16 protein-coding genes are annotated in these 21,606 nt (G+C 71.8%); 3 read left to right on the plus strand and 13 right to left on the minus strand.

The features are described from left to right. Window positions 1–3 precede the first annotated feature (3 nt). Together U7230_RS11815 and U7230_RS11820 are read left to right on the plus strand one after the other, a co-directional pair. Window positions 4–1,179, plus strand: coding sequence for a TolC family protein (locus U7230_RS11815; protein ID WP_324716036.1), 1,176 nt, complete (start codon window positions 4–6; stop codon window positions 1,177–1,179). Further along, window positions 1,176–2,813: a TolC family protein gene (locus U7230_RS11820; RefSeq protein ID WP_324716037.1), complete on the plus strand. Its 1,638-nt coding sequence runs from the start codon at window positions 1,176–1,178 to the stop codon at window positions 2,811–2,813. Before U7230_RS11815 ends, U7230_RS11820 begins: the two co-directional genes overlap by 4 nt. A gap of 43 nt (window positions 2,814–2,856) precedes the next feature. Here U7230_RS11820 and U7230_RS11825 read toward each other — a convergent pair whose 3' ends face one another. From U7230_RS11825 to U7230_RS11860, 8 genes are all read right to left on the minus strand, one after another. Continuing rightward, entirely contained in the window at window positions 2,857–3,717 is an 861-nt protein-coding gene (locus U7230_RS11825; RefSeq protein ID WP_324716038.1) for an ABC transporter permease, read from the minus strand. 22 nt (window positions 3,718–3,739) lie between these two features. Beyond that, window positions 3,740–4,681: an ABC transporter permease gene (locus U7230_RS11830; RefSeq protein WP_324716039.1), complete on the minus strand. Its 942-nt coding sequence runs from the start codon at window positions 4,679–4,681 to the stop codon at window positions 3,740–3,742. A 24-nt stretch (window positions 4,682–4,705) separates the two neighbouring features. Then, complete coding sequence (locus U7230_RS11835; protein ID WP_324716040.1) at window positions 4,706–6,307, minus strand: ABC transporter substrate-binding protein; 1,602 nt, start codon at window positions 6,305–6,307, stop codon at window positions 4,706–4,708. Between the two features lie 60 nt (window positions 6,308–6,367). Then, window positions 6,368–7,396, minus strand: coding sequence for a Gfo/Idh/MocA family protein (locus tag U7230_RS11840; RefSeq protein WP_324716041.1), 1,029 nt, complete (start codon window positions 7,394–7,396; stop codon window positions 6,368–6,370). A 127-nt stretch (window positions 7,397–7,523) separates the two neighbouring features. Further along, on the minus strand, window positions 7,524–8,681 hold the full coding sequence (locus U7230_RS11845; protein ID WP_324716042.1) for a serine hydrolase domain-containing protein: 1,158 nt from the start codon (window positions 8,679–8,681) through the stop codon (window positions 7,524–7,526). A 29-nt stretch (window positions 8,682–8,710) separates the two neighbouring features. After that, on the minus strand, window positions 8,711–9,592 hold the full coding sequence (locus tag U7230_RS11850; RefSeq protein WP_324716043.1) for a MurR/RpiR family transcriptional regulator: 882 nt from the start codon (window positions 9,590–9,592) through the stop codon (window positions 8,711–8,713). Continuing rightward, window positions 9,564–10,313, minus strand: coding sequence for an N-acetylmannosamine-6-phosphate 2-epimerase (locus tag U7230_RS11855; protein ID WP_404980675.1), 750 nt, complete (start codon window positions 10,311–10,313; stop codon window positions 9,564–9,566). The genes U7230_RS11850 and U7230_RS11855 overlap by 29 nt, the downstream gene beginning before the upstream one ends. 51 nt (window positions 10,314–10,364) lie before the next feature. After that, entirely contained in the window at window positions 10,365–11,408 is a 1,044-nt protein-coding gene (locus tag U7230_RS11860) for a BadF/BadG/BcrA/BcrD ATPase family protein (protein WP_324716045.1), read from the minus strand. Between the two features lie 200 nt (window positions 11,409–11,608). Between U7230_RS11860 and U7230_RS11865 the strand changes: the two genes are divergently transcribed. After that, on the plus strand, window positions 11,609–12,655 hold the full coding sequence (locus U7230_RS11865) for a hypothetical protein (protein ID WP_324716046.1): 1,047 nt from the start codon (window positions 11,609–11,611) through the stop codon (window positions 12,653–12,655). On the opposite strand, the gene U7230_RS11870 is transcribed toward U7230_RS11865, so the two are convergent. The 5 genes from U7230_RS11870 to U7230_RS11890 are packed head-to-tail and all read right to left on the minus strand — an operon-like array spanning window position 12,656 to window position 21,576. Beyond that, on the minus strand, window positions 12,656–13,165 hold the full coding sequence (locus U7230_RS11870) for a M48 family metallopeptidase (protein WP_324716047.1): 510 nt from the start codon (window positions 13,163–13,165) through the stop codon (window positions 12,656–12,658). After that, a complete protein-coding gene (locus U7230_RS11875) occupies window positions 13,162–14,247 on the minus strand; it encodes an Ldh family oxidoreductase (RefSeq protein WP_324716048.1) in 1,086 nt (361 codons plus the stop codon). The genes U7230_RS11870 and U7230_RS11875 overlap by 4 nt, the downstream gene beginning before the upstream one ends. A gap of 26 nt (window positions 14,248–14,273) precedes the next feature. Further along, window positions 14,274–15,005: a CDP-alcohol phosphatidyltransferase family protein gene (locus U7230_RS11880; protein ID WP_324716049.1), complete on the minus strand. Its 732-nt coding sequence runs from the start codon at window positions 15,003–15,005 to the stop codon at window positions 14,274–14,276. Window positions 15,006–15,034: 29 nt separating this feature from the next. Then, window positions 15,035–18,571, minus strand: a complete 3,537-nt coding sequence (locus U7230_RS11885; protein WP_324716050.1) for a UvrD-helicase domain-containing protein — start codon at window positions 18,569–18,571, stop codon at window positions 15,035–15,037. Further along, window positions 18,568–21,576 carry a PD-(D/E)XK nuclease family protein gene (locus U7230_RS11890; RefSeq protein ID WP_324716051.1) on the minus strand — a complete coding sequence of 1,003 codons (3,009 nt, stop codon included), beginning with the start codon at window positions 21,574–21,576 and terminating at the stop codon, window positions 18,568–18,570. The genes U7230_RS11885 and U7230_RS11890 overlap by 4 nt, the downstream gene beginning before the upstream one ends. Between the last annotated feature and the right edge of the window lie 30 nt (window positions 21,577–21,606).

The following is a 21,606-nucleotide window of genomic DNA, read 5'->3' on the forward strand; positions in this document are numbered from 1 at the left end:
GCGATGCGGGCTCGTGACGTCGCCCGTCGCACCGGGCTTTGGCTCCTTGGCGCCGGCGCCCTGGCCCTGGCCGTGGCCATCACCGCCGCCCCCGTGCCGGTCGCTCGGGCAGCCCAGGAGGGAACCCCTGCCACGCCCACGGTCTCCCTCACGCTGAACGAGGCGCTGGCCCGGGCGCTCGCCCGATCCGCCGACGTGGAGCTCGCCCGGGTGGCGGTCGAGGAGAAGGACCTGGCCGTGACCGAGGCCCAGGTGGGCGAGGCAGAGGGGCAGGCCCGGCGGGAGTTGCGCCAGGCGCTCCAGGACCGGGAGGTGGCCCGCAACGGCTTTCTCTCGGCGGTTTACGGCGTGGCGGTGCAGGTCGAGGAGTCGTATTACGACCTCCTGCGCCAGCGCGAGACCCTCTCCGTGCGTTCGCAGACCCTCCAACAGGCCCGCCGCCAGCTGCAGCTGGCCGAAGCGCGGTTCAAGGCGGGGATGATCTCCCGCCAGGAACTGAGCGAGGCGAAGGACGCCGCCCAAAGCGCCCAGGAAGGGGTCGACCAGGCCAACCGGGCGCTTTCTGTGGCGCAGGCGACGCTGCGCGCCCTGGTGGGGCTGGAACCGGGCGCTCCGTTCACTCCGGCGGACAGCGTGCCGCTCGAGCTCATCGAACCGGACCTCGAGGCGGGGCTCGAGTCGGCCCTGGCCAACCGGAGGGAAATCCGCGAGGCGGAGGCGGCCGTGCGTTTCGCTCGAGAGCAGGTGCAGGCCTCCGACAATCCCTACACCCCGCCCGTCGAACTCCAACGCGCGAAGCTCGCCCTGCGGCGGGCCGAGCTGCAGCTGCAGCAGGCCCAGGACAAGGTGGCCGGCGAAGTGCGTTCGCAGTGGGTGCAGCTTTCGGCGGCCCGGCAAAAGGTAGAGGCGACGCGGCGGGCCCGAGAGCTGGCGGCCTCCCGGCTCGCCATCGCCCAGGCGCGCTACGACGCCGGGCAGATCGCCATGCTCGACCTGCTGAAGGCGCAGGCGGACGACGCGTCGGCCCGGCTGGAGGCGGTCGGCGCCGTCTGGGACTACAACCTGCAGAAGGCGCGGTGGCTGCGGGCGATCGCCACGGCGCCGCTGCCGCCGTTGCCGCCTGAGCTGAAACAGTGGATGGCGGCGTGGCAGGACGGCCGGGAGCGCGTCGAGCCATGAGGCAGCCCTTCCCTGACCGGCGGCGTAGCATCGCCGCAGCCGTTCTGGCAGCGACGACGATCCTGGCGCCGGCTGCCGGGAGCGTGCACGCAGCCTCCGAAACGACCTACCGGCTCTCCGAGTACTTGCGCGCGGCGCTCTCCTCCGGGCCCGCCGCGGTACAGGCGCGGATCGACCAGGAGCGGATCCTCCTGCAGGAGCGGCTCGACGGAGAGCGAAAGCGGCCGGTCCTCTCGGCCCACGGCTCGGCGGCGCTGCAGCCAAACCTCGAGGGCCGCCCGGAGCCCAACGCTGCGGCGAGCCCGCCGGGTGGAGAGGTGGGGTTGACCCTGTCCAAAGGCCCCAGCCCGGTCGAGGCCATGGCCGGCGCGCAGGGGAGTGCCGGTGCGGCCGGTAGCGCTGCGGCCGGTACCGCCGGTACCGCCGGCGGGCCTGCCTCTTCGGAAGCCTGGAGCCTCGATCTCTCGGTCGCGTGGCAGGCGCAATCCGACCCCTGGCAGTGGGATCGGCGGCCGGCGCAGCTGAGCGTGACGTATACCCGTCCCCTGTGGCCGCCCGTGCTGGCCGACCCCACCGGCTTCGAGGCACGCCGGGTGCGCGCCGGGCAGCGGCAACGGCAGCTCACCGTCGACGCGCTCCAGACGTTCTACGGCCTGCAACAGGCCTTTGCGGCCTATCGCACGACGTGGGGGCGGGCCGCCCTCGCCCAGCAGCGCTACGAAGCAGCTCAGGCTCTCGTCGAGGCGGGGGCGAGAGGGCCGGCGGACCTGCTCCGGGCGCAGGACGACCTGGCGCAGTCCCGCAAGGAGCTGCGCGAGGCGTGGCGGCGCACCCGTGACGCTCTCGTGGCTTTCACGAGCACGGCAGGGTTGCCGCTGCCGGGCTTCGCCGGCGCCACCACGCCCCCGGCCCCGGAAGCCCTGGGGCTCGAGCTGGTAGACGATCTGCGGTGGGAGGGGGCCCTGCGCTCTCTGGCCTCCCTCGTGGGGATCGAGGACGGCTCCCGGCTCGACGCCCTCACCACCTGGCAAAGCACCGGGCAAGAGGAGGCGCTCATCCAAGCCTGGCACTCCCGTGCGCTCGAGGCCCATCCCGACGTCGCCGACGCCAGGCTGGCCGTGCAGGAGGCGGAGGTGCAGCTCGCCCGGGCGCGCCAGGCCGCGGGGCCGTCGGTACAGTTGTCGGCGGGAGTCGTGGCCGGCCTCGAACCCGGCCAGCGGGCGGACCCAAGGTTGACCATGAGCCTGTCCCAACCGCTCTGGGCGCCCGCCGCCAGCCCCGGCGTGCAGGAGGCGGCAGCAGCCCTGGAAGCGGCCCGGCAGCGGCTTCGATCGGCGGAAGAGCAGGCCATCCGAGAACTGGAACAGGTATGGTGGGACCTGGGGCAGGCGATCGCCGCCGCCGACGACGCCCGCGCCTCCCTTTCCCGGGCCGAACAGACCCTGCAGCACGCTCTCCGCCGCGAGCAACGGGGCCTGGCCACGCCGATCGACGTAGAGCAGGCGTCCCTCGCCGCCGAGCAGGCCAGGTCGGATGTGGCGGCCGCTGGCAACCAGATTCGCCTGCAATGGCTGCGGCTCGCCGCCGCGATGGGGCTCGACCCCGCGTGGGTGCTGGAAACCCGCCCCCGCTGAGGCCGGGGACGCCCCCCTGGCGCACCGGGCCGCAGGCGGCTCCTCAGACCATGTGCCGAATACGGGGGTCGAGGGTGTCCCGCAGCCCGTCTCCCATGAGGTTGATGCCCAGGACGAGCAGGACGATCCAGATCCCGGGTAGGAAGGTGAGCCAGGGCGCCTCTCGCAGGTAGACGCGCGCCTCGCCGAGGATGTTGCCGAGGCTCGCCACCGGAGGCTGGATGCCCACACCGATGAAGCTCAAGCCGGCTTCGGCCAGGATGGCGTAACCGAAGATGAACGTGGCTTGCACCAGGATGGCCGGTACGACGTTGGGCAATACGTGGTACACGAGCACCCGCCGGTCGGGAGCCCCGAGCGCCCGGGCCGCATCGACGAAGACCAGCTGCCGCACCGACAGGGCTACCGACCGTACCACGCGGGCCGTGCGTGGCGTGTAGACGATGGTGAGGGCCACGAGCACGTTCCACGACGTGCGGCCCAGGGCCGCCATGATCCCCAGGGCCAGCAGCATCGCCGGAAACGCCATGAAAACGTCCATGGTGCGCATCAGCCACTCGTCGAGGCGCGGGTAGTACCCCGCCAGGAGCCCGACCGCGGTCCCCAGCACGGTCGTCGTGACCATGGTACCGAGCCCGACCACCAGGGAGATGCGCGTCCCGTACCAGAGGCGGGCCAGCACGTCGCGCCCGAAACTGTCGGTACCGAAGGGATGGGCCGCCGAGGGGGGCGCGAGGAAGTCGAGGCTCATGTCCGTCGGGGAACTTCCCGTCAGATATGGCCCGACCATCGCCGCGCCGCTGATCGCCCCGACCAAGACCAACCCAACCCACAGGGGGCTCGCCCTGCGAGCTTGCGCGCGTACAGCGGCGCCATCTTTCGCCACGTCCTCGACGGCTGCCAAGGCTTTCCCCCTCCGACGCCGTTCACGAATACCGGATGCGCGGGTCGGACCAGGCGTACAACAGGTCCACCAGCAAGTTGAGCAGCAGCACGCCCGTCGCCACCACCAGCATGCCGCCCTGCACCAGGGGATAGTCTCGTCGCATGACGGCCGACACCAGCAGATTGCCGAGCCCGGGAAGGCTGAAGACCATCTCCGTCACGAAAGCTCCCGCCACCACCAGCATGCCCGTGAAGCCGATGACGGTCACGATGGGTGGCATCGCCACTCTCAGCGCGTGCTTGACGATGACCACCCATTCCTTCAACCCCTTGGCGCGAGCCACCCGGATGTAATCCTCTCCCAGGACTTCGAGCAGGGTCGAGCGGGTCATGCGGGCAACCAGCGCCGCGTTGATGAAACCCAGCACGCAGCTGGGCAGCACCAGGTGCCGGAGCCACTGCGCCGGGTCTTCGGTCAGGGCCACGTAGCCGCCGCTCGGGAACCATCCCAGGCCGACGCTCAGCGCGTACATCAGGAGCAGGCCCAGCAGGAACTCCGGCGTCGAAAGCCCCAGCATGGAGACGAGGGTGAGCAGGGTGTCCAACCCTTTTCGCCGGGACAGGGCCACGGCGACTCCCGAAGGAACGCCGAGGAGCACGGCCACCGCCAGCGCCCCCAGGCCGAGGCTCAGGGTCACGGGCGCTCGCTCGGCGATGGCTTCGGTCACGGGGCGGTCCAGGAAGATGGACTCGCCCAGATCCCCGCGCACGGCCGCCAGGGCCCAACGCCCGAACCGCTCCGCGAACGGCCTGTCCAGGTGCAGCTGGGCCGCCATCTGAGCCCGTGCACCCGGCGACGCGTCGGGCCCCAGGATGGAGACCAGAGGATCCCCGGGTACCAGCACCATGATCCCGAACGAGACGAGCGCCACGGCCAGCCACATGGGAACGAAGGCCAGCACCCGCCGGGTCAGGAACCCCATCGCTCACCCTCACCTTGCCCCATCTCAGCCGCGCTGCACGTTCCAAAAGCGCGGCGTCACGTACCACGGCTCGTATCCCTGGACGTCCGTACGGGTGCCCTCGAGCCCGAAGAGGTCCCCCAGGCGGATGTTGGGCACCGTCTCATAGGCGAGGCGCTGGATGGTGTCGAGGATCTTCTTGCGCTCGGCTTGTGGCCGGTGCCTCATCACGGCGTCCAGTGCCTGGTCCATGCGGGGGTCGCTGTAGCCGTAGCCGTAGGACGCGCCGCTCAGCAGGCTCGCCCTGAGCTGGATCGGATCGAAGCTGAACGACCAGCCCGATTGGTTGATGTGCCACCCTTTGCGCGTCAGTGCTTTGCCGATCTGAGAGGGCCAGTCGGAAAACTCGAGCTTCACCTTGATCCCTACCTGGCTCAGCTGCGTGACCACGGCCAGGGTCGCCCGGTACATCCAGTCGTAGTCGCGGTTGGAGAGGAAGACGATCTCGCTCCCGTCGTACCCGGCCTCCTCCAGCAGCCGCTTTGCCTTCGCCGGGTCATGCTGGTTGTAGAGCTCTTGCGCGGCGACGGAGTGCCATGCCTTCTGTTCCGGGTAGAAGCGGGACGGCTGCAGGCGGTAGAAGGTGGCGTCGTTCATGGCCACCGTGCGCATGATGACCTCCATGTCGAGCGCGGCGAGCACCGCCTGGCGGAACTTCACGGCGTTGGTGGGCGCCTCCACGTGGTTGAACTCGAGCGCCGGCGCCCACTGGGGCTTGACCACATGCAGGGCGATGCCCTGGACCTGTTGGAGCGTGCTCCTGGCGCTGATGGGAAGGTTCTCGGCGTACTGGCACTCCCCGACTTGCAGCGCGGCCATGCGGGCGCCCGGCTCTTTCATGGGCGAGAACCGGATCTCGTCGAGCAACGCCGCCTTGTTTCCTGCGAACCCGCTCGGCGCCCCACCGGTCGGGACGTAGTAGGGGTTTTTCTTGAGCAGCACGTGGACGTCGGGCTTCCACTCGGCCAGCATGTACGGCCCGGTGCCGATGAGGTTGGGAATCTTGAGCTCGTCCGCACCGGCCGCCTCCACGATCTCTTTCGGCATGATGGCCTGCCACGTGATGGGGATGGCCATGATGCTGAGGAGTTCGTCCGGCGCTTTGAGAGCGATTCGTACCGCGTAGTCGTCGAGGACGCGAATGTCGTCGACGGATTCGAAGTAACCCTTGATGGCGGACTGCCGTACGATGCGCTCGAGCGAGGCCGCCACATCCTGGGCCCGCAGGGGCTGGCCGTTGTGGAACCGCACTCCCTTGCGGATGCGAAACGTATAGACCCGGTCGTCCGAGCTCACGTCCCACGACTCTGCGAGTACCGGCACGATCTGGCTGTAGTCGCCGGCGAAGGCGACGAGCGGCTCGAAGACGTGGACGGCGATCTGCTGGGTGGCCGACGCGGTCGTCTTGTGGGGGTCCAGCGTAGGTGGGTTGGTCTGCATCGCCGCGCGTAGCGTCTTGAGGCCGGCGGCGTGGGTGATGACGGAAAACGTCTTGGAGTACGGCGCGGCTGCAACGGCCGCACCGGCCAGGACGGCCGACTTCAAGAGCCTTCGCCGGTCGAAAGATGGGGTGCCCGTGGTTGTCATCGAAGCGCCTCCCCTTTCGAGATCTCGTACGGTACGGCTAAGGGAGTACCGGCTGCGAGGCTACCGGGCTCGGGCTTCGTCCAGGAGGACCGGGGTGCCCAGGCGAAGGGAGCGTTCGATCGCTTCCGCCTCCTGAACGGCCAGCAACGCGTCGGCCCCGTCGACGAGCGGCTTCCCCCCCTTCAGGACGGTCTCGACGAACGCCATGATCTCCTCCCGCACGTCCCCCTTCACTTGCCCGGCCAGAGTGGGCCCGTGGTGGACGTCGGGCGCGTCCGCCCCGTCGTCGGTGGCCACCAGGACGGACTGCCCGTGGTAGGTGCCGACGGTCGCCATGCCCCTGGTGCCCAGCACCTCCAGGCGCGCGTCCAGCTGGGTCACGGAGCGAGCCGGCAGCACCCAGGAATACTGCAACGTGGCGACCGCCCCGCTTTCGAACCGCAGGATCGCCGTCACGGCGTCGTCCATGTCCCGATCCCGCAGGCGCTTGCGTACCCGCTCCGCATAGACCCGCACGGGCCTCGAACCCGTGTACCAGTTGACCAGGTCGAGGTCGTGCACGGCGACGTGCATGGTGAGCGACGTCCCCGGCCGGTAACGGGAGGGCCCCTGGGTCCAGGGGCTGTTGCGGTGGGCGGTGATGTGGACGATCTCGCCGAGGTCGCCCCGATCGATGGCCTGCTTCACCGAGGCGTACCGGTTGTCGAAGCGAAGCAAGTGGCCGACCTGCAGGATGACCCCGGCCTGCCGGCACGCCTCGACGATGGCCACCGCTTCGTCCACGCGGGTAGCGATGGGCTTCTCCAGCAGGATCGCCTTGCCTGCGGCGGCTGCGGCAAGGGCGGCCTCGAGGTGCCGGTCGTCCGGAAGACAGATGGAGACCGCGTCGAGCTCGGCCTCCCGCAGCATGGTGTGGAAGTCGGTGTAGGCGGCCGCTCCCAGCTCCCCGGCGATGCGCCGGACCCTCTCCTCGTCGACGTCCGCGAGCGCTGCCAGGATGCAGCCCCTGATGCGGGCGATCACGCGCGCGTGCCGCTCTCCCATGAGGCCCACGCCGACGACGCCCATGCGCAACGGTTCCTGCGGCATTCGATGGTCGCTCTCCTTATCACCGGCCCCCGGATGAGCCTGAGCCCGCTTTCGCGTATGCCGGCGATGGAGAAGGTACGACGGAGGACGTTACATTCCTTCATTCAAGTAGGCTGGAAACGTAGCTTTACTTCGCATCCACCACGGCGGCGGCCGCCGCGTCATGGAACCATGGTCGCAGTTGCAGGTGGGCGGTGTTGTCCCGGGTCGGGTGGACGCGGTTGGTCAGGAGGACGAAGAAGGCGCCCGTGACCGGGTCGGCCCAGGCCGAAGTGCCGGTGAAGCCCGTGTGCCCGAACGCCTCGGGGGAGAGCAGCCTCCCGCCCGAGCCACGAGGGTCGCCGTCCCGCACGACCCAGCCAAGGCCACGGGGCTCGTTGAGGCCCGGCGTCTGGAGCCGGCGCATCTCCCGCACCGTCTCGACCTCCAACAGGCGCCCTTTGCTTCCCATCCCCTCGCAAAGCATCATCGCCATGAACCGCGCCACGTCCTCGGCCGTCGAGAAGAGCCCCGCGTTGCCGCTGACACCCCCCATGGCCCTGGCGTTGCGGTCGTGCACGCGCCCGACGGCTACCTCGCCCGTGTCAGGGTAGCGCTCAGTGGCGGCGCACCGCCCGGCCCATCCTGGAGGCGGGTTGAACCGGGTGTGCTCCATGCCCAGAGGACGGTAGAAGTGGCGCTCGGCGAAACGGTCCAGCGGCTCCCCGGACGCCCGCTTCACGATCTCTCCGAGCAGGATGAATCCCAGGCACGAGTACTCGACGGCCACGCCGGGCGGCCGAGACAGGGGCGTCTCGCCGAGCTCTGCGAGCACCTCCGCCGGCCCCTGTCCCGCGGCGTAAAGGTTGCGGTAAGCCGGGAGGCCACTCGTGTGGGTCAGCAGGTGCCACAGCGTCACTCGGTGAGCCCACTGCCTGCCCTGTGTGCCGGCGGCGACGTCCGGGAGCCACCGGGCCACGGAATCCTGCAGCGTGAGGACGCCGAGTTCGACCAGCTTCAGGATGGATGGAGCGGTCGCCATCGGTTTGGTGAGGGAAGCCAGGTCGAACACGGTCCCGTTCGTCATGGGGCGCCTCTCGTGCTCGGGTACCACCTGCGCCCAACCGTAGGCGCGAGGCCCCACGAGCAACCCCCGGCGTCCCACGGCCACCACGGCTCCCGGAATGCGGCCGGAGCTGACGAACTCCTCCACGAGCCCGAATGCCCGCTCCAGGCGTGCGGGGTCGAACCCCGCCTGCTCGGCGCTACCCGCGCGCAGCTCACACGGAGACGGCTCACGCTCCAAGGGCGTCCACCCCTTTCGAACGCGGCGGCTCAGCCGAGCATGGCCCGCAGGCCTTCCGCCGTGTCGCGGATGTGCCGCAGGCTGCCCTGGTAGTCGCTCACGAGCAGCGCGACGAAGAGGGCGGCGGTGACCGTCACCTGTGCGAGGATGGCCGGAATGCCCGTGGCCGGCGGAAGCTCTTCGCCCACGGTCGGCAAGACGACGTCGGCCAGGCGCGCCAGGCGGGAGCGGGGATTGGTGGTGATGGCGATCAGCGCCGCGCCCCGCCGCTTGGCGATCTCGCAGGCGACCACCACGTCCTTGGTCTCCCCCGACCGGCTGATGGCGAGTACCGCCGTGTGCGCATCCACCAACGTGGCCGACGGGGCTCGCCTGTGGAGGTCCGTCCGGGCAACGGCCTGCAGGCCCAGCCGGCTGAATTTGTACTCGGCATCGAGCGCGGCGAACCCGGAGACGCCCGAGGCGTAGATCTCCACGCGCCGCGCCCCCCTGAGCAGGCCGACGGCCTGCTGCACCTGCTCGGGGTCGAGGAGCGCCTGGACGTCTTCCAGGGTACGGGCAAACGAGGCGAACAGTTTCCCCATCGCCTCTGCCACGGAGTCGCCTGCCCCGATCGCGTCGATGAGGCGCGGCAGGGGTTGGGAGAGCTCTCGCGACAGCGCGATCTTGAACCGGCCGTAACCGTCGTACCCTATGCGCCGGCAAAAGCGCACGACCGTGGCTTCGCTCACCCCGGTGATCCGGGCGAGCTCCGCGATGGGCAGGTAGACCACGCGATCCGGCTCTTCCAGCACGCGCTGGGCCACCCGGCGCTCCCCGTCGGGCAGCTGGTGCAGCGCGGCCCGGACGCGCGCCAGGCTGGCCCCGGGCGCGCCGGTGGTTTCAGCCCGTTGAGCAGTTTTCGAAGGCATGCCGGCCCCCCTGGATGTCTGACGCGGACTCACGCAGGCTTTTTGCCGCTTGCTGCATGGCCACCACGAAGCGCCGCGCGATGGCCCTCGGGTTGGTGATGGCGGTGCCCACGACCACCGAGTGAGCGCCTCTGCGCAGAGCCTCGGCCGCCTCTTCGGGATGCCAGTACCGTCCCTCCGCGATGACGGGGACCCGGACGGCTCGTACCAACTCGGAGACCAGGTCGAGGTCGGGACCCTCCTGCCGGCGAGACCAGGGAGTATATCCCGACAGCGTGGTGCACACGATATCGGCCCCTGCTGCCTCGGCCGCCAACCCTTCCTCGAGCGTCGAGATGTCCGCCATCACCAGCGTCCCGGGGAGCTCGTCATGAATGCGCCGGATGAGCTCGGGCAGCGTCTGCCCGCCGGGCCGCGGCCTCGCCGTCCCGTCGAGCGCAATCACGTCGGCCCCCGCCTCCCGCACGGCCCGGGCCTCCTCGAAGCGCGGCGTGATGTAGACCTCGGGGTCCAGGTCCCGGCGCTTGTAGATGCCGACGATGGGAAGGGTGGTGACGGCCCGGATGGCCCGGATGTCCTCGGGCCCGTCGGCCCGGATGCCCCCGGCGCCCGCCTGCTCTGCCGCCCTGGCCATCGCCGCCATGAACACCCAACCGTGCAGCGGGGAGTCGGGCCTCGCCTGGCACGAGACGATGAGTTGCCCGTAAAGTCGTTGGAGCATGTCCTGAGAGTCCACGCGAGGGCTTCGCACCTTTCCGCCGGGAGACTGGGTTCAAGCACTGCCGGGAGCATCGAGCTGCGCCCGGAGCCGGGAGGCGAGATCGGGCGTGATCGGATGACCCAATTGCCGGTACGCCATGAGAAGCGCCCCGACCAGCGGGGAATTGCGGGCCGGCCATACCCTCGACCCCGCAAGCGCGGTCCGCACGGCCCGCTCGAAGGGCTCCAACACCGGCCGCCCCGCGGCGAACACGCCGCCCGAGTGGTAGACGGCCGGCGCCGCCATCTCGAGGCGCCGGGCGACGGCCGCCGCCAGCCCCGCCAGCTCCCCGGCAGCGTGCCGGTAAATGGCCAGGGCCGCCTCGTCGCCCTCCTGCGCCGCTCGGGCCACGAGCCGGGCCAGCCTCGCGACCGCCGGGCGGTCCAGGCCGTCGTTGGTGTACACGACCCGGACCAGCTCGTCGAGATCCTCCACCTGGAAGTGCTCGAGCAACAGCGAGGTCAGCCGGGTCTCGGGGCCTCGCCCGTCGGCCGCCCGGAAGACCGCCCGCAGGGCGTGCCGGCCGATGGTGTAGCCGCCTCCCTGGTCGTCGACGAGGTACCCCCATCCCCCGGCCCTGGCGATGGCACCGCCTGCGTTACGCCCCATGGCGACCGAACCGGTCCCGGCGTAGACGAGGATGCCCGGCTCGCCCTCGGTGGCGCCCTCGAGAGCCGTCCGGGCGTCCGATACCACCTCGATCCGGGCGCGCAGGCCCGCCTCGAGCGCCCTCGACGGCAGGAGAGGCAGGAGCTCCTCGACCACCCTCCCGGCCTCCGGGGTCCCGGGGTTGACACCGGTCATGCCCAGAGTAACGGCCTGCAAGCACTCCAGCCGAGAGCCCGCGCCCTCGGAGACGAGGTGCGCCAGCGCCCCTCCCACCGCGCCCTCCAGGGCCTTGCGCAGCCGCAGCCGGCCGGCCTCGCCGCGCACGTGGTTGGATGGGCCGGCCGCCGCCCTGGCCAGCACGCGGCCCTCGAGGTCGGCCACCGCCGCCCGCGTCGACGAGGCGCCCCCGTCTACACCGAGCACCCACGCACCTTCGGTTGCACCCATGTCTCGTCCGTCTCCCCGGGCAGGAGTTCGAGGCCGTACGAAGCCTTCCTTCTCACCTTGTCCGGATGGATGCAGTTTTGCTACAAATCGCCCGACTCCCCTTGATCCTGTGCGGCCGCGGTCGTAAAGTCGCCTGGGAACGAGCGGTGGTGAAACCCGGCAGGCAGCCGGGTACGGTGGGAGGCGGGTGGGGTACGGTCATGCCGCGTCCTGTGGCTGCCGTTGGGCCGGCCGTCGCGACCATCGGCCTTCTGTTGGGCGTTGCCCTCCCGGACGCGACGGGCGCGCCTGCGGCACAGGCAGCCGAGCTCTCCTGGATGCCAGGACCCATCGCGGTGGCGACCCGTCATACCGTCGTGCTTTTCCCTGGCTTCAGCCTCGATCGGGCGCCGACCGGTGAAGAGGTAGGGCCTCGCTATACCGCGGTGGGACAGCCCGGGGAAGACGTCTTCGAGGTCGCGCTCGCGCCCCAGGGCGGCCGGTTGTTCGGCGTGCGGCGATCGCCATGCGTGAAGGGCCGGCAGACGGTCACCTTGTTCAGCCTGGACCTCGCCTCGGGCGAGGTCCGCACGGTGCGCAGCGTCGAGTCAGCTTGCGTGGGCGAGGGGGTCCAGCACCTGACGGGGCTCGTGGTCGCCCCGGCCGGTGACCGGGTTGCATGGGCGCTCACCGGAGTAGAGTGGTCCGGCTGGGAGATGGCCAGGGCCGACGGGCGCGCCGAGCCGCTCCAGGCTTTGCCGCCGGAGGACTCCGGACTGTGCGGCAAGCCCGGCGAGTTTTACGGGGGCTGGCCGCTCGCCTGGAGCGACGACGGGCGGTCGCTGTGGACCTATGAGTTCGGCGGGGACGGGCAAACGACCAACTGCGTCCAGCGCATCGACGTGGCGGCGGGCACCCGGCGCGTGGTGTTCAGCTTCCTGGGCACGGTGGAAGACCGCAAGGCCGTGCGCGGCTCCCTCTCCGAGCTCGTCGCCTCCATGGGCCTGGCAGCCCGGGGGCTGTACTCGCTGCGGGCCAGCCGGCCCGATGCCGTCTTGATGCCCCTCGGCAGCGGCCTTCGCAGGCCCAAGGAGCTCTGGTCCCCGGACGGGCGGTGGCGGGTGGCTCGCGACTGGGGAGACCTGGTGCTCTACGACGCCCGGGGACGCGAGGCGGGCCGCCTCATCGGGGTGGTGCCGGCGCCACCCCTTTGCGGAGAGGTCTGCGTCGACCCCGACGACCTGTGGAGCGTGGCCTGGCGGCGCTGATCACCGGCGGCCGAGCGCGTCCATCAGCTGGCGCTCGCTGCGCCGCAGCCAGCGCCGCCGCTCCCGGTAATCCGGGCAGAGCCGGGCGAGCGCCGCCCAGAAGCGGGCCGAGTGGTTGGGTTCCCGCAGGTGTACGAGCTCGTGTAGGATGACGTAGTCGAGCACCTCGGGCGGCGCCATGATCAGCCGGAAGTTGAACGACAGATTGCCACGGTTGGAGCAGCTGCCCCACCGGGTCCGCTGGTCCCGGATGAAGACCCGCCGGTAGCGAAACCCGTGCCGGCCGGCCAGGTCGGCCAGCCGCCGGTAGATGACGGCCCGAGCCCGCTCCCGCAGCCACGTCTCCAGCACGGCTTCGGGGCTGCGGCGCTCCGTGCCGGAGAGCAGCACCCAGAGCGCCCCGTTGACGTGGATGACCTGCGTGTGCCTTACCGGTGCCACCCGCACCTCGATGCGGTGCGGTCGCCCTTCGAGCAGGATCGCCGGAGGGAGGCCGGGATAGGCGCTCATGCAGGAGGCGCCAACCCCAGCTCCCGGGCGAGCGCTTCCAACCGCTCGTACAGCCCGGCGGGCACCGGGATACCCGAGCCCAGCCGCTCCTTTTGGCGCCGGGCCCCGCCCTCTCCGGGCACCCGCACGGGCCAACGCTCGTCCTGGGGAGGCACCGAGCGCAGCTGGCGGATGAGCTGATCGACCCGCCGCTTGAAATCCTCGGGGCGCATGAACGACCCCACGTGGATGGCCATCAGGAAATGGCCGGTGTCGTGGCCCTCGGGCGGGATGAGCGCGCCGAACCCGGCCCCCGTCAAGACCCCCGACAACACGTCGACCAGGATGCCCAGTGCGTAGGTCTTGTACCCGAGGGGCAACAGCGCCCCCTCGAGGGCCGAGCGCGGGTCGGTCGTGAGACGGCCGGCAGGGTCGATGCCCCACCCGGGCGGGATCGACTCGCCTGCCTCGGCGGCTCTCGCGATGCGGCGCATGGCCACCACGCTCATGGCGAAGTCCATCACGATCGGTGGCTCCTCGAGCGCCGGCACGGCCGCCGCGAGAGGCATGTTGTGCATGGCCCGCCGCGCCCCGCCGTGGGGCGCCATGACGGCCGGCCCGTTGCTCCCGGCCACGCCGATCATGTCGTGGGCCAGCGCCATCATGGCGTAAAACGCGCCGGCGCCGAAGTGGGTGGACCGGCGCACCCCGACCAGGGCGACCCCCGACTGGCGGGCCATGTCGATGGCCTGCTCCATGGCGCGATACGCGGCCACCACGCCGAGCGCCCGGTCGGCATCGAGCACGGCCGTGGAGGCGCCGCTCACCGTCAGGTGAAGCTCGGGTCGCGCCTTGACCGTGCCGTCCCGCAGGCGCTTCACGTAGCCGGGAAGCAGCGCCACCCCGTGGGTGTCGATCCCCCACAGGCTCGTCTTGACCAGCACCGAGGCGGCGATGGCCGCGCTCTGGGCGTCGAGCCCGGCTTTCTCGAACGCCGCCCGGCAAAACTCGTGCAAGGATGCGGCGCTGATCCGGCGCTCCGTTCCTTCGCCGGGCTCCGGAGGAGCGCCGGGGAACCGCGTCGGTCCTTGTTGCTGCTCCATGCCAAGCCCCCCGTGGATGGTTGGGTTCACCCGAGCGGGCGCTGGGGGTACCAGCCGCCGAGGCGCAGGACGGCAAGCACGCAGGCAATGCCCGCCTCGGCCCAGAGCAGGCCTCGCCCGGCGCCGGCGACCGAACCGCTTCGCATGCTGCTGCCCAGGAGCGTCACCCAGAATCCTACGATCACGAGCACGAACTGAAGGCGCGCCAGGCTCGTGGGCCGGGCGGCGAGGGGCGCCCGCCGGAAGGCCGAGCCCGCCGCGGACAAAGCCTCGGGCAGCACCATGGCCCCTACCAGGGCGCGGCCGACGAGACCCTCGCCGAGGGCGAGCACGCCCAGGCTGATCCCCAGCACGACGTCCGCGAGCTGGTCGAGGCGGCCTCCGTTGCCCCCGGTCCTTCCCCGGCATCTCGCCAGGGGTCCGTCGACGAAATCGGTGAGGGCAGCGCCCGCCAGGATCCCCAGCACCGGGCGCAGCGGCGCCCCCGACGCCCACAGTGCGACAGCGCCCGCGGACAGAAGGGCGCGCAGCACGGTGAGATGGTCCGGAGTCACCCAGGAAGGGAAGGCGTGCAACAGCACGCTCAGCATGGCGTCGCGCAGGCGCTCCTCCTGGTGCGTGGCCCGCAGCAAGAACGCTGCGACCGGCCCCGAAGGAGGCTCCTGGCCGTGGTGGCCGCCAGGGCTGACCCCAGCCTCACCGGGGGTCGGCGGCCCCGGGACCGGGCGGCTTGCGGCGGGCCGACCGATCTTTGCCACTCTCCCCACCCACTTCCACCTGGCGCAGACTATTCGGCCGGCTCGCGGCCGGCCCCTTCGGCCACCACCAGCTGCCCGGCCCTGGCCGCGTAGAGGAAGACGTCGACCGCCCGCCCGGCAGGCGCCCCGCACGCTCGCCGCGCGGCCTGGGCGTACGCCTCAGCCTGTGCAGCATAGTGTTTGCGCAGCGCGGACGCCGGAGCGGCATCCGTCTTGTAGTCGACGACCACGAGACCGCCCCCGGGCAAGACACACAGCAGGTCCATGCGCCCCTCCACCAGGGTCCCTGCGTCGTCCACGTACGCGAAAGGGACCTCGGCCATGCACCGGGCGCTCCGTCGCGCCAGGGCCCCAACAGGGCCGCGACATGCCTGCTCCACCCACTGCGCGAGCAGCTCCACCTGCCCCCGGCCCAGCCGCCAGGCGGTCGCCGCCGCCTCTGCCTTCATACGCGCCCACCCCGGGTCCGGCGGGAACCCTTCCCGGGCCGCCCACTCCATCACCTGGTGGAAGGCAAGGCCGAGCGTCGTGCCGTCGTCGTCCCCGGCCGGCACCGGGGCGTCGCTCGCGGGCACGTCCTCGCCCTGCACCGCCTCTGCCCACTCGCTGCCCGTCACGGCGTCCTCCCGCCATGCCGGCGCCCGCAGCGAGCGCGCCGCCACGATGGCCCTTCCCTGGGATGCGCGCCGGAGCAGCTCCTGCCGCCGCTCCAGCCACCGGCGGGCCATCCGCTCGGGGTCGTCCGCCTCCTCCGGCCCTTCGCCCTGCCGATCCAGGGAGACGGCCGCCTCCCTCTGCACCGCCGCGATCGCCTCCCGCCCGCCGGGAGCCTCGTCTCTCTCTTCGCCATCCGCAATGGTCACGGCCGGCAGCGCGTCGACCGCCGCCTGGCCCGCCACGTCTGAGAGCTCCTTCCAGAAGCCGCCGTCTCGGGGCAGGCCCGAGAGGAAAAGGTAGTCCCGCGCCCGGGTCAGGGCCACGTAGTAGAGCCTGACCCGTTCTGCCCGGAGCCGCCGCTTCTCCTGCTCCACCGCCTCCTCGAAGCCGGCCGTCTGGATGCCCAGATCCGAGCGCCCGAGACGCAGCTCGATCCGCCCCGCCTGCCGGTCGACCACGGCCGAGCCCACGTCGGAGCGGCGCTCGCCCAAATTGGCCACGAAGACGATGGGAAACTCCAGGCCTTTCGCCTTGTGCACCGTGAGGATCCGCACGCTCTCCTCGTCGTCGGTCAGCGGGGAGTCCTCTTCCTCGGCCGGCGCCGGCCCGCCGGGCCCCCGAGCCCGCAACCACCGCACGAGCCCCCCGAGCGTGACCGTCCCCGCCTGCTCCAGCGCGGTCACCTGGGCGACCAGCTTGTCCACGTTGGCGACGGACTGGCCGGCGTCACGACGCCGCCGGAGCCAGGCGAGATAGCCGCTTTCGTCCAGGAGCCCCCGCAGGACCTGCGAAGGCCGGCCTGTCGCCCATCGCCGGTGCCACTCCCCGATGGCCGCCAGGGCCTCCGCGACCCGGGGTGCCGCCCGGGCCGCGCCTTCGTCCACCCGGAGCCCTCCAAGGCGCCCTCCGGCCCGGTGGAAGGCCCAAAGCTGCGCGTCGCTCACCCCGAAGAAGCCCGATCGCAGGGTGCCGAGCACCGCCAGCGCGTCCGAGGGGTTGTAGACGGCCGAAAGGGCCAGCGAGATCTCCCGGATCTCCGTACGAGTGTAAAACAGGCGGCCTCCGACGACTCGGTACGGCACGCCGGCCCGCTCGAGCGCGCTCTCCAGGTGTTCGATGCCGGTGAAGACGGGCAGGAGCACCACCGCGTCGCGCCAGCGGGCCGTTCGCCACGCGCCGCCGTCCAGGACCTGCAGCCTTCCTTCGCCCACCAGGTGCTGAAGTGCACCGGCGACGAGGCGCGCCTCGAGCCGGCGGGTTTCGTCCGCAGAAAGCTCGCCCGTCCCGCCGCTGCCGGCCGGCAGCAGCCGGTACGCGCCGGGCGGCCATTCTGCTCCCGGCGGCACCTCGTCCGGGCGGTACGGCTCCAGAGCCACGTACGCCGGCTGGAAGACCGGACCCCGCCCCCAGGCATCCGCGTCGCCGGCGGCGGCCGCCTCGGCGAGGGCCGGCCGCGCGCCGCCCATCCAGGCTTCGAAGAAGGCGTTGACGTGCCGGGCGATGGCCGGCACCGTGCGGAAGTTCTGCCGGATGGTCGCGCGGCGTCCCTGCCGCTCCAGCACCGACGCCGCATCCCGGTACGTCTCGATGTCGGCCCGGCGGAAGCGATAGATGGACTGCTTCGGGTCGCCCACCAGGAAAAGCCGCCCCGGCCCCACCTCCACGTCCCGCCAGGCGTGCGCCCGGGGTTCCCGTTCCGTCAGGAAGAAGACGATCTCCGCCTGAAGAGGGTCGGTGTCCTGGAACTCGTCGACCAGCACCGCCCGCCACCGCTGCTGGAAGTGGCGGCGGGCCGCCACGCTCGAGCGCAACAGGTCCCGGCACCACAAGAGCTGGTCGAGGAAGTCGGCCTGGCCACGCCGCTTCTTCTCCTGCTGGGCCCACTCGACGAAACCCCGTAGCCACGCCACGATCGACGCGGCCAGAGCTTGCCGGGCCGAGCGGGCGGCCTCCTCGACCGCTTCCCGTACGTCCCGGTAGAGCTCTCGGGCCTTTTCGAGGTCTTCCTTGCGTGTCCAATGTTTCTGAGCACCGAGGCGACTCCCGGGCTTCTTCACCTTTTGCAGGGCCGCCCCGATACGTGTAGCCCAGGCGAGCGCCTCCGCCAACGGCAAAGCCTCGTCCGAAGCTCCTGCACCGCCCGAAGGCGCGGGGACGGGGTTGTCCGACAGCGCCCGGGCGAAGCCCGAGACGGCCCTGGCGAGCTCGTCCTCGCCCGTACGGCACGCTCCCTTCACCAGCGCCTCGAGCTCGGCCCCATGCTCCTGTACGCAATCCCTGGCGTGCTGCAGGGCCCCGTACAGCCGCTGCAGCGCTTCGGCGGCCCGGGCCCCGGCGGATGGGTCGGCGAGGGTCACGTCGCGGTGGTCGTAGAGGGCCATTGCCGCCCCCCGAAGCTCCTCCAGACCCAGGCCGGCGCCCATCGCCAGCCGCAGGGGGGTCTCGCCGGGGCCGGCTCGCGAGTGCGTGCCGGCCTGTTCGTTGAGCCACAGGCGCCACAGCTCCTCGAAGAGCCCGGCGGCCACCGATGGATCCGCCGTCTCGAAGCCGGGATCCAGGCCGGCCTCGATGGGCCGTTCCTTCAAGATGGCGAGGGCCAGGGAGTGAATGGTGGAAATCTGGGCGCTTTCGATCTCCTGCAGCGCCTGCCGGTGGGCAGGATGCCTGCTCTGCTCGAGGCGCGACCGCACGCGAGCCTTGAGCTCGGCCGCGGCCAGCTCGGTGAAAGTGATGGCGGCCAGCTGGGAAGCCCGGATGCCGCTCGTGAGCAGGTGGAGGATGCGCTCGACCAGCAGGGAGGTCTTGCCCGTGCCGGCCGCCGCCTCCACGCAGAAGGAAGAGCCGATCGCTTCGACGACCTCCCGCCGGACCTCCTCGTCGACCAGGGGGCGCCCACCGCTCGGGGTCATGGACGTCCACCCCCCGTCTCGGAGCGGTCGCCCGGAGCGCGCAGATCCACCAGGGGCCGGACGAGCGCGTCGCTCGCCTTGCGCTCCCCCTGGCGGCGGGCTTCAGGGCCGCACACGACGTAAAAGGTGCAACGCCTGCAATCTTGCTCGTCTCTCGGCAGGGGCGGGAAGCTGCCGGCCGCCAGCAGGCCCGCCAGGGTGGCCACCGCCCGCTCGACGTGCGGCCACGAGCCTGCCCACTCGGCCCCGTCCAGAGGAAGCTCCGTCGCCGTGCCGTCCGCCCCCAGGAAGAGAAACGAGGCCCGGCAGGCCGAGGCTTCGAGACCGGCCAACCGGCTTGCGGCGAGCAAGTACACCGGCAGCTGGAGGTCCGTACCGGCCTTCAGGCCGGGCCCGTCGAGGCTCGTCCGGGGCCGGGAGGTCTTGTAGTCGATGACCCGGACCGCCACCGGGCGGCCCGTCTCGCCGGCCCGCTGCTCGTCCACCCGGTCGATGCGCCCGCGCAAGCGTACCTCGAGCCCCGGCACCAGGTCGGCCAGCCTCACGGAGAACGGCTCCTCGAACCGGATGGGCTGCCACCCATCCCGGCGGAGCGCCTCCACATGCCCGGCGATGAACCGCGCCAGAGCCTCGACGAGGAGGTCGCGCTGGATGCGGGCCACCCCCGGCAGAGCGGCCACGGCGGGGTAGTTCTGGGCCACGGCCTGGTCCACGGCCTGAGCGAGCACCTCACGCCGCTCCTGGGAAGAGCCCGCGGCGGCGCCCTGACCCGCCCACCAGCGGAAAAAGAGCTCCAGGGCCCGGTGCACGACCCTTCCGCGGGCAAATCCCTCGAGGCCCTCGCCTTCCTCCGGCGCCTCCTCCTCCGAGATACCCAGCGCCCGTTCGAAGAAGTAGGCCCGGGGGCAGCGGGCGTACCGTTCGAGCCCGGTCGGCGTGAGCTCGAGGGTTGCCGGCTGCGACGCATCCGTTGCCTGCGCTACCGCCTCCACCAGGCCGTCCCACTCGGTCAGGCTCCGGCTCCAGCGCTGCCGTTGCGCCAGGGCCCCTGCAGCCGCCCGGGGGTAGCGGGAGGCGAGATAGGGCTCCGCCCTGGCACCCAGGCGGGCGGCGAGGTGGGCATCGAACGAGGCGAGGTCGAGCGGATCGAGCGAGGCCCCCCCGCTCTGCCGCTCCTGTACCGCAGGCGCCTCCTGCTGCAGCCACCGCAGCAGCGGCGAGGGCACGCGCTCTCTCCCGGAGATGGCCTCCGCCCGGGGCCAGCTCACCTGCAAGAGGCGCTCGGCGGCCCCGACCGCCGCCGCGAAGTAGAGCCTTTCCCGGCGAGCGTGCCAGGCGGCCCGCTCTCCCGCGGTGCCCAGACCGAGCCGCTGGAGGTCCGCCACTCCCAGGAGAGGGTCCTGCTCTGCGGGCCGGGGCCAGCCGGGGTCGTTGAGGCCGGCGACCACGACCGTGTCGAAGCTGCAGCCTGCGGCCAGCGGGGCATCCAGCACGGCCGGGCGCCCCTGCTCGAAGTGCCCGGTGGGGATGGCGGCGCCGTGTAGAGCGCTGGCCAGGATCTCGCGAAAGCGCGCGGGCGCGACCCGGGCTTTCTCCTCAGCGCCCACCAGCGCGTCCAGCTCCGAAAGGCCCTGGAGCAGCCCCATCAGCTGCTGCATCGCTTCGCCCGGCCGGAGCGCCTCCTGCACGAAGCGGCTGCATGCCGCGGCCCACCCTGCCCAGGAGCTCTCCTGCGGCCACTGCCTGGCACGGGCGACCAGTGTCCGGGCCGCCCGGGCAAAGTCCGGCCACCCCGGCTCCTCCTGCAGCACGGAGGTCGCCTCGGCAATCCGGCGCTCCCAGGCGTCGAGGCCCGCCGTGATCCCCGCCCGGGCTGACAGGGCGTCCCAGGCCACGGGCATCCACCGATCCTCGATCGAGCCCAGCCATTCCGGGCGCAACGGCGACGAGGCCAGCCATTCGATGGTCTGGGCGCGGGGTAGCCCTTGCTCCGTTACTTCGAGCCAGCCGAGCAAAGCCCGCGCCCCGGGCAACTCGGCCACGCGCCGCACGCCGGGGGCGAAGGGCTCCACGCCCGCTCGCGCGAGCGCGTCCAGCACCGGCCCGGCGGCATCCCTGGAGCGCACGACGACCGCCACGCGGGCCAACGGCACGCCCCTTCGTGCCGCATCCAGGACGGCCTGGGCCGCCAGCTGCCCCTCCCGCACCTCGTCCGTCGCCGAGACGATCGTGACCGAAGCCGCCTGCACCGCCCCGGCGCAAGACGCTTCGCCCGCTTCGCCCGCGCCCGGCAGCCCGATCTCCTCCACCTTCGTGCCCGACCCGGCCGCCACCAGCGACGCCCGAAGCAGGTGCCACAGATGGCCGGGGTCGTACAGCGCGTCGACACCCCAGAGGATGAGGCCGGCGCCTCCCAGCCGCCTGGCGGCTTCGCCCGCCCTGACGGCCTGGCAGGCCATCCACCAGACGGCCGCCCCGTCGGCCCACTCCCCGCCGCCTCGCATGCCGCCCACCGGCACGAGTCGCTCGCTGATCGCCTCGTACACCGTGGCGATCGCCTCCCACCGGGCCCGATCCTCGGACGCCACTGCGGCGGCCAGTTCCCGAAGGCGCGACGGCGGCACCCCGTGATGGCGCAGGAAGCTCACGGTGCGCGCCAGCACCCGCGCCAGCCCCGGCCGGTCACGGATGGCGTCGAAGTACGCGGGAGCGGACTGCTCGAGCATCTCTTGGACCAGCACGAGCAGCCCGTGGGGCGGGAGTGCCCGGAGCCCAGTCGCGCCTGCGGGCCATCCGGCCAGGCGGGCCGCCAGCTGGCCGGGGGTCAGCAGGTACAGCCCCAGGCACGAGCGGCCTTCCAGCCGCTCCGCCAGCCGCCGCAGCACCTGCAAGGCCGCGGCCCAGGAAGGCACCACCACGGTCAGGGGATCGAGCGGGTGCTCCCGGCAGCGCCGCGCGAGGCGCTCTACCAGCTGGGACTGGCTCTGGACGCTGTGAACCCCCATCTCCTCCCCCGTTACCCACGGGTGGATCGC

Source organism: Limnochorda sp. L945t (assembly GCF_035593305.1).
Taxonomy (GTDB): Bacteria; Bacillota; Limnochordia; order Limnochordales; family Geochordaceae; genus Carboxydichorda; species Carboxydichorda subterranea.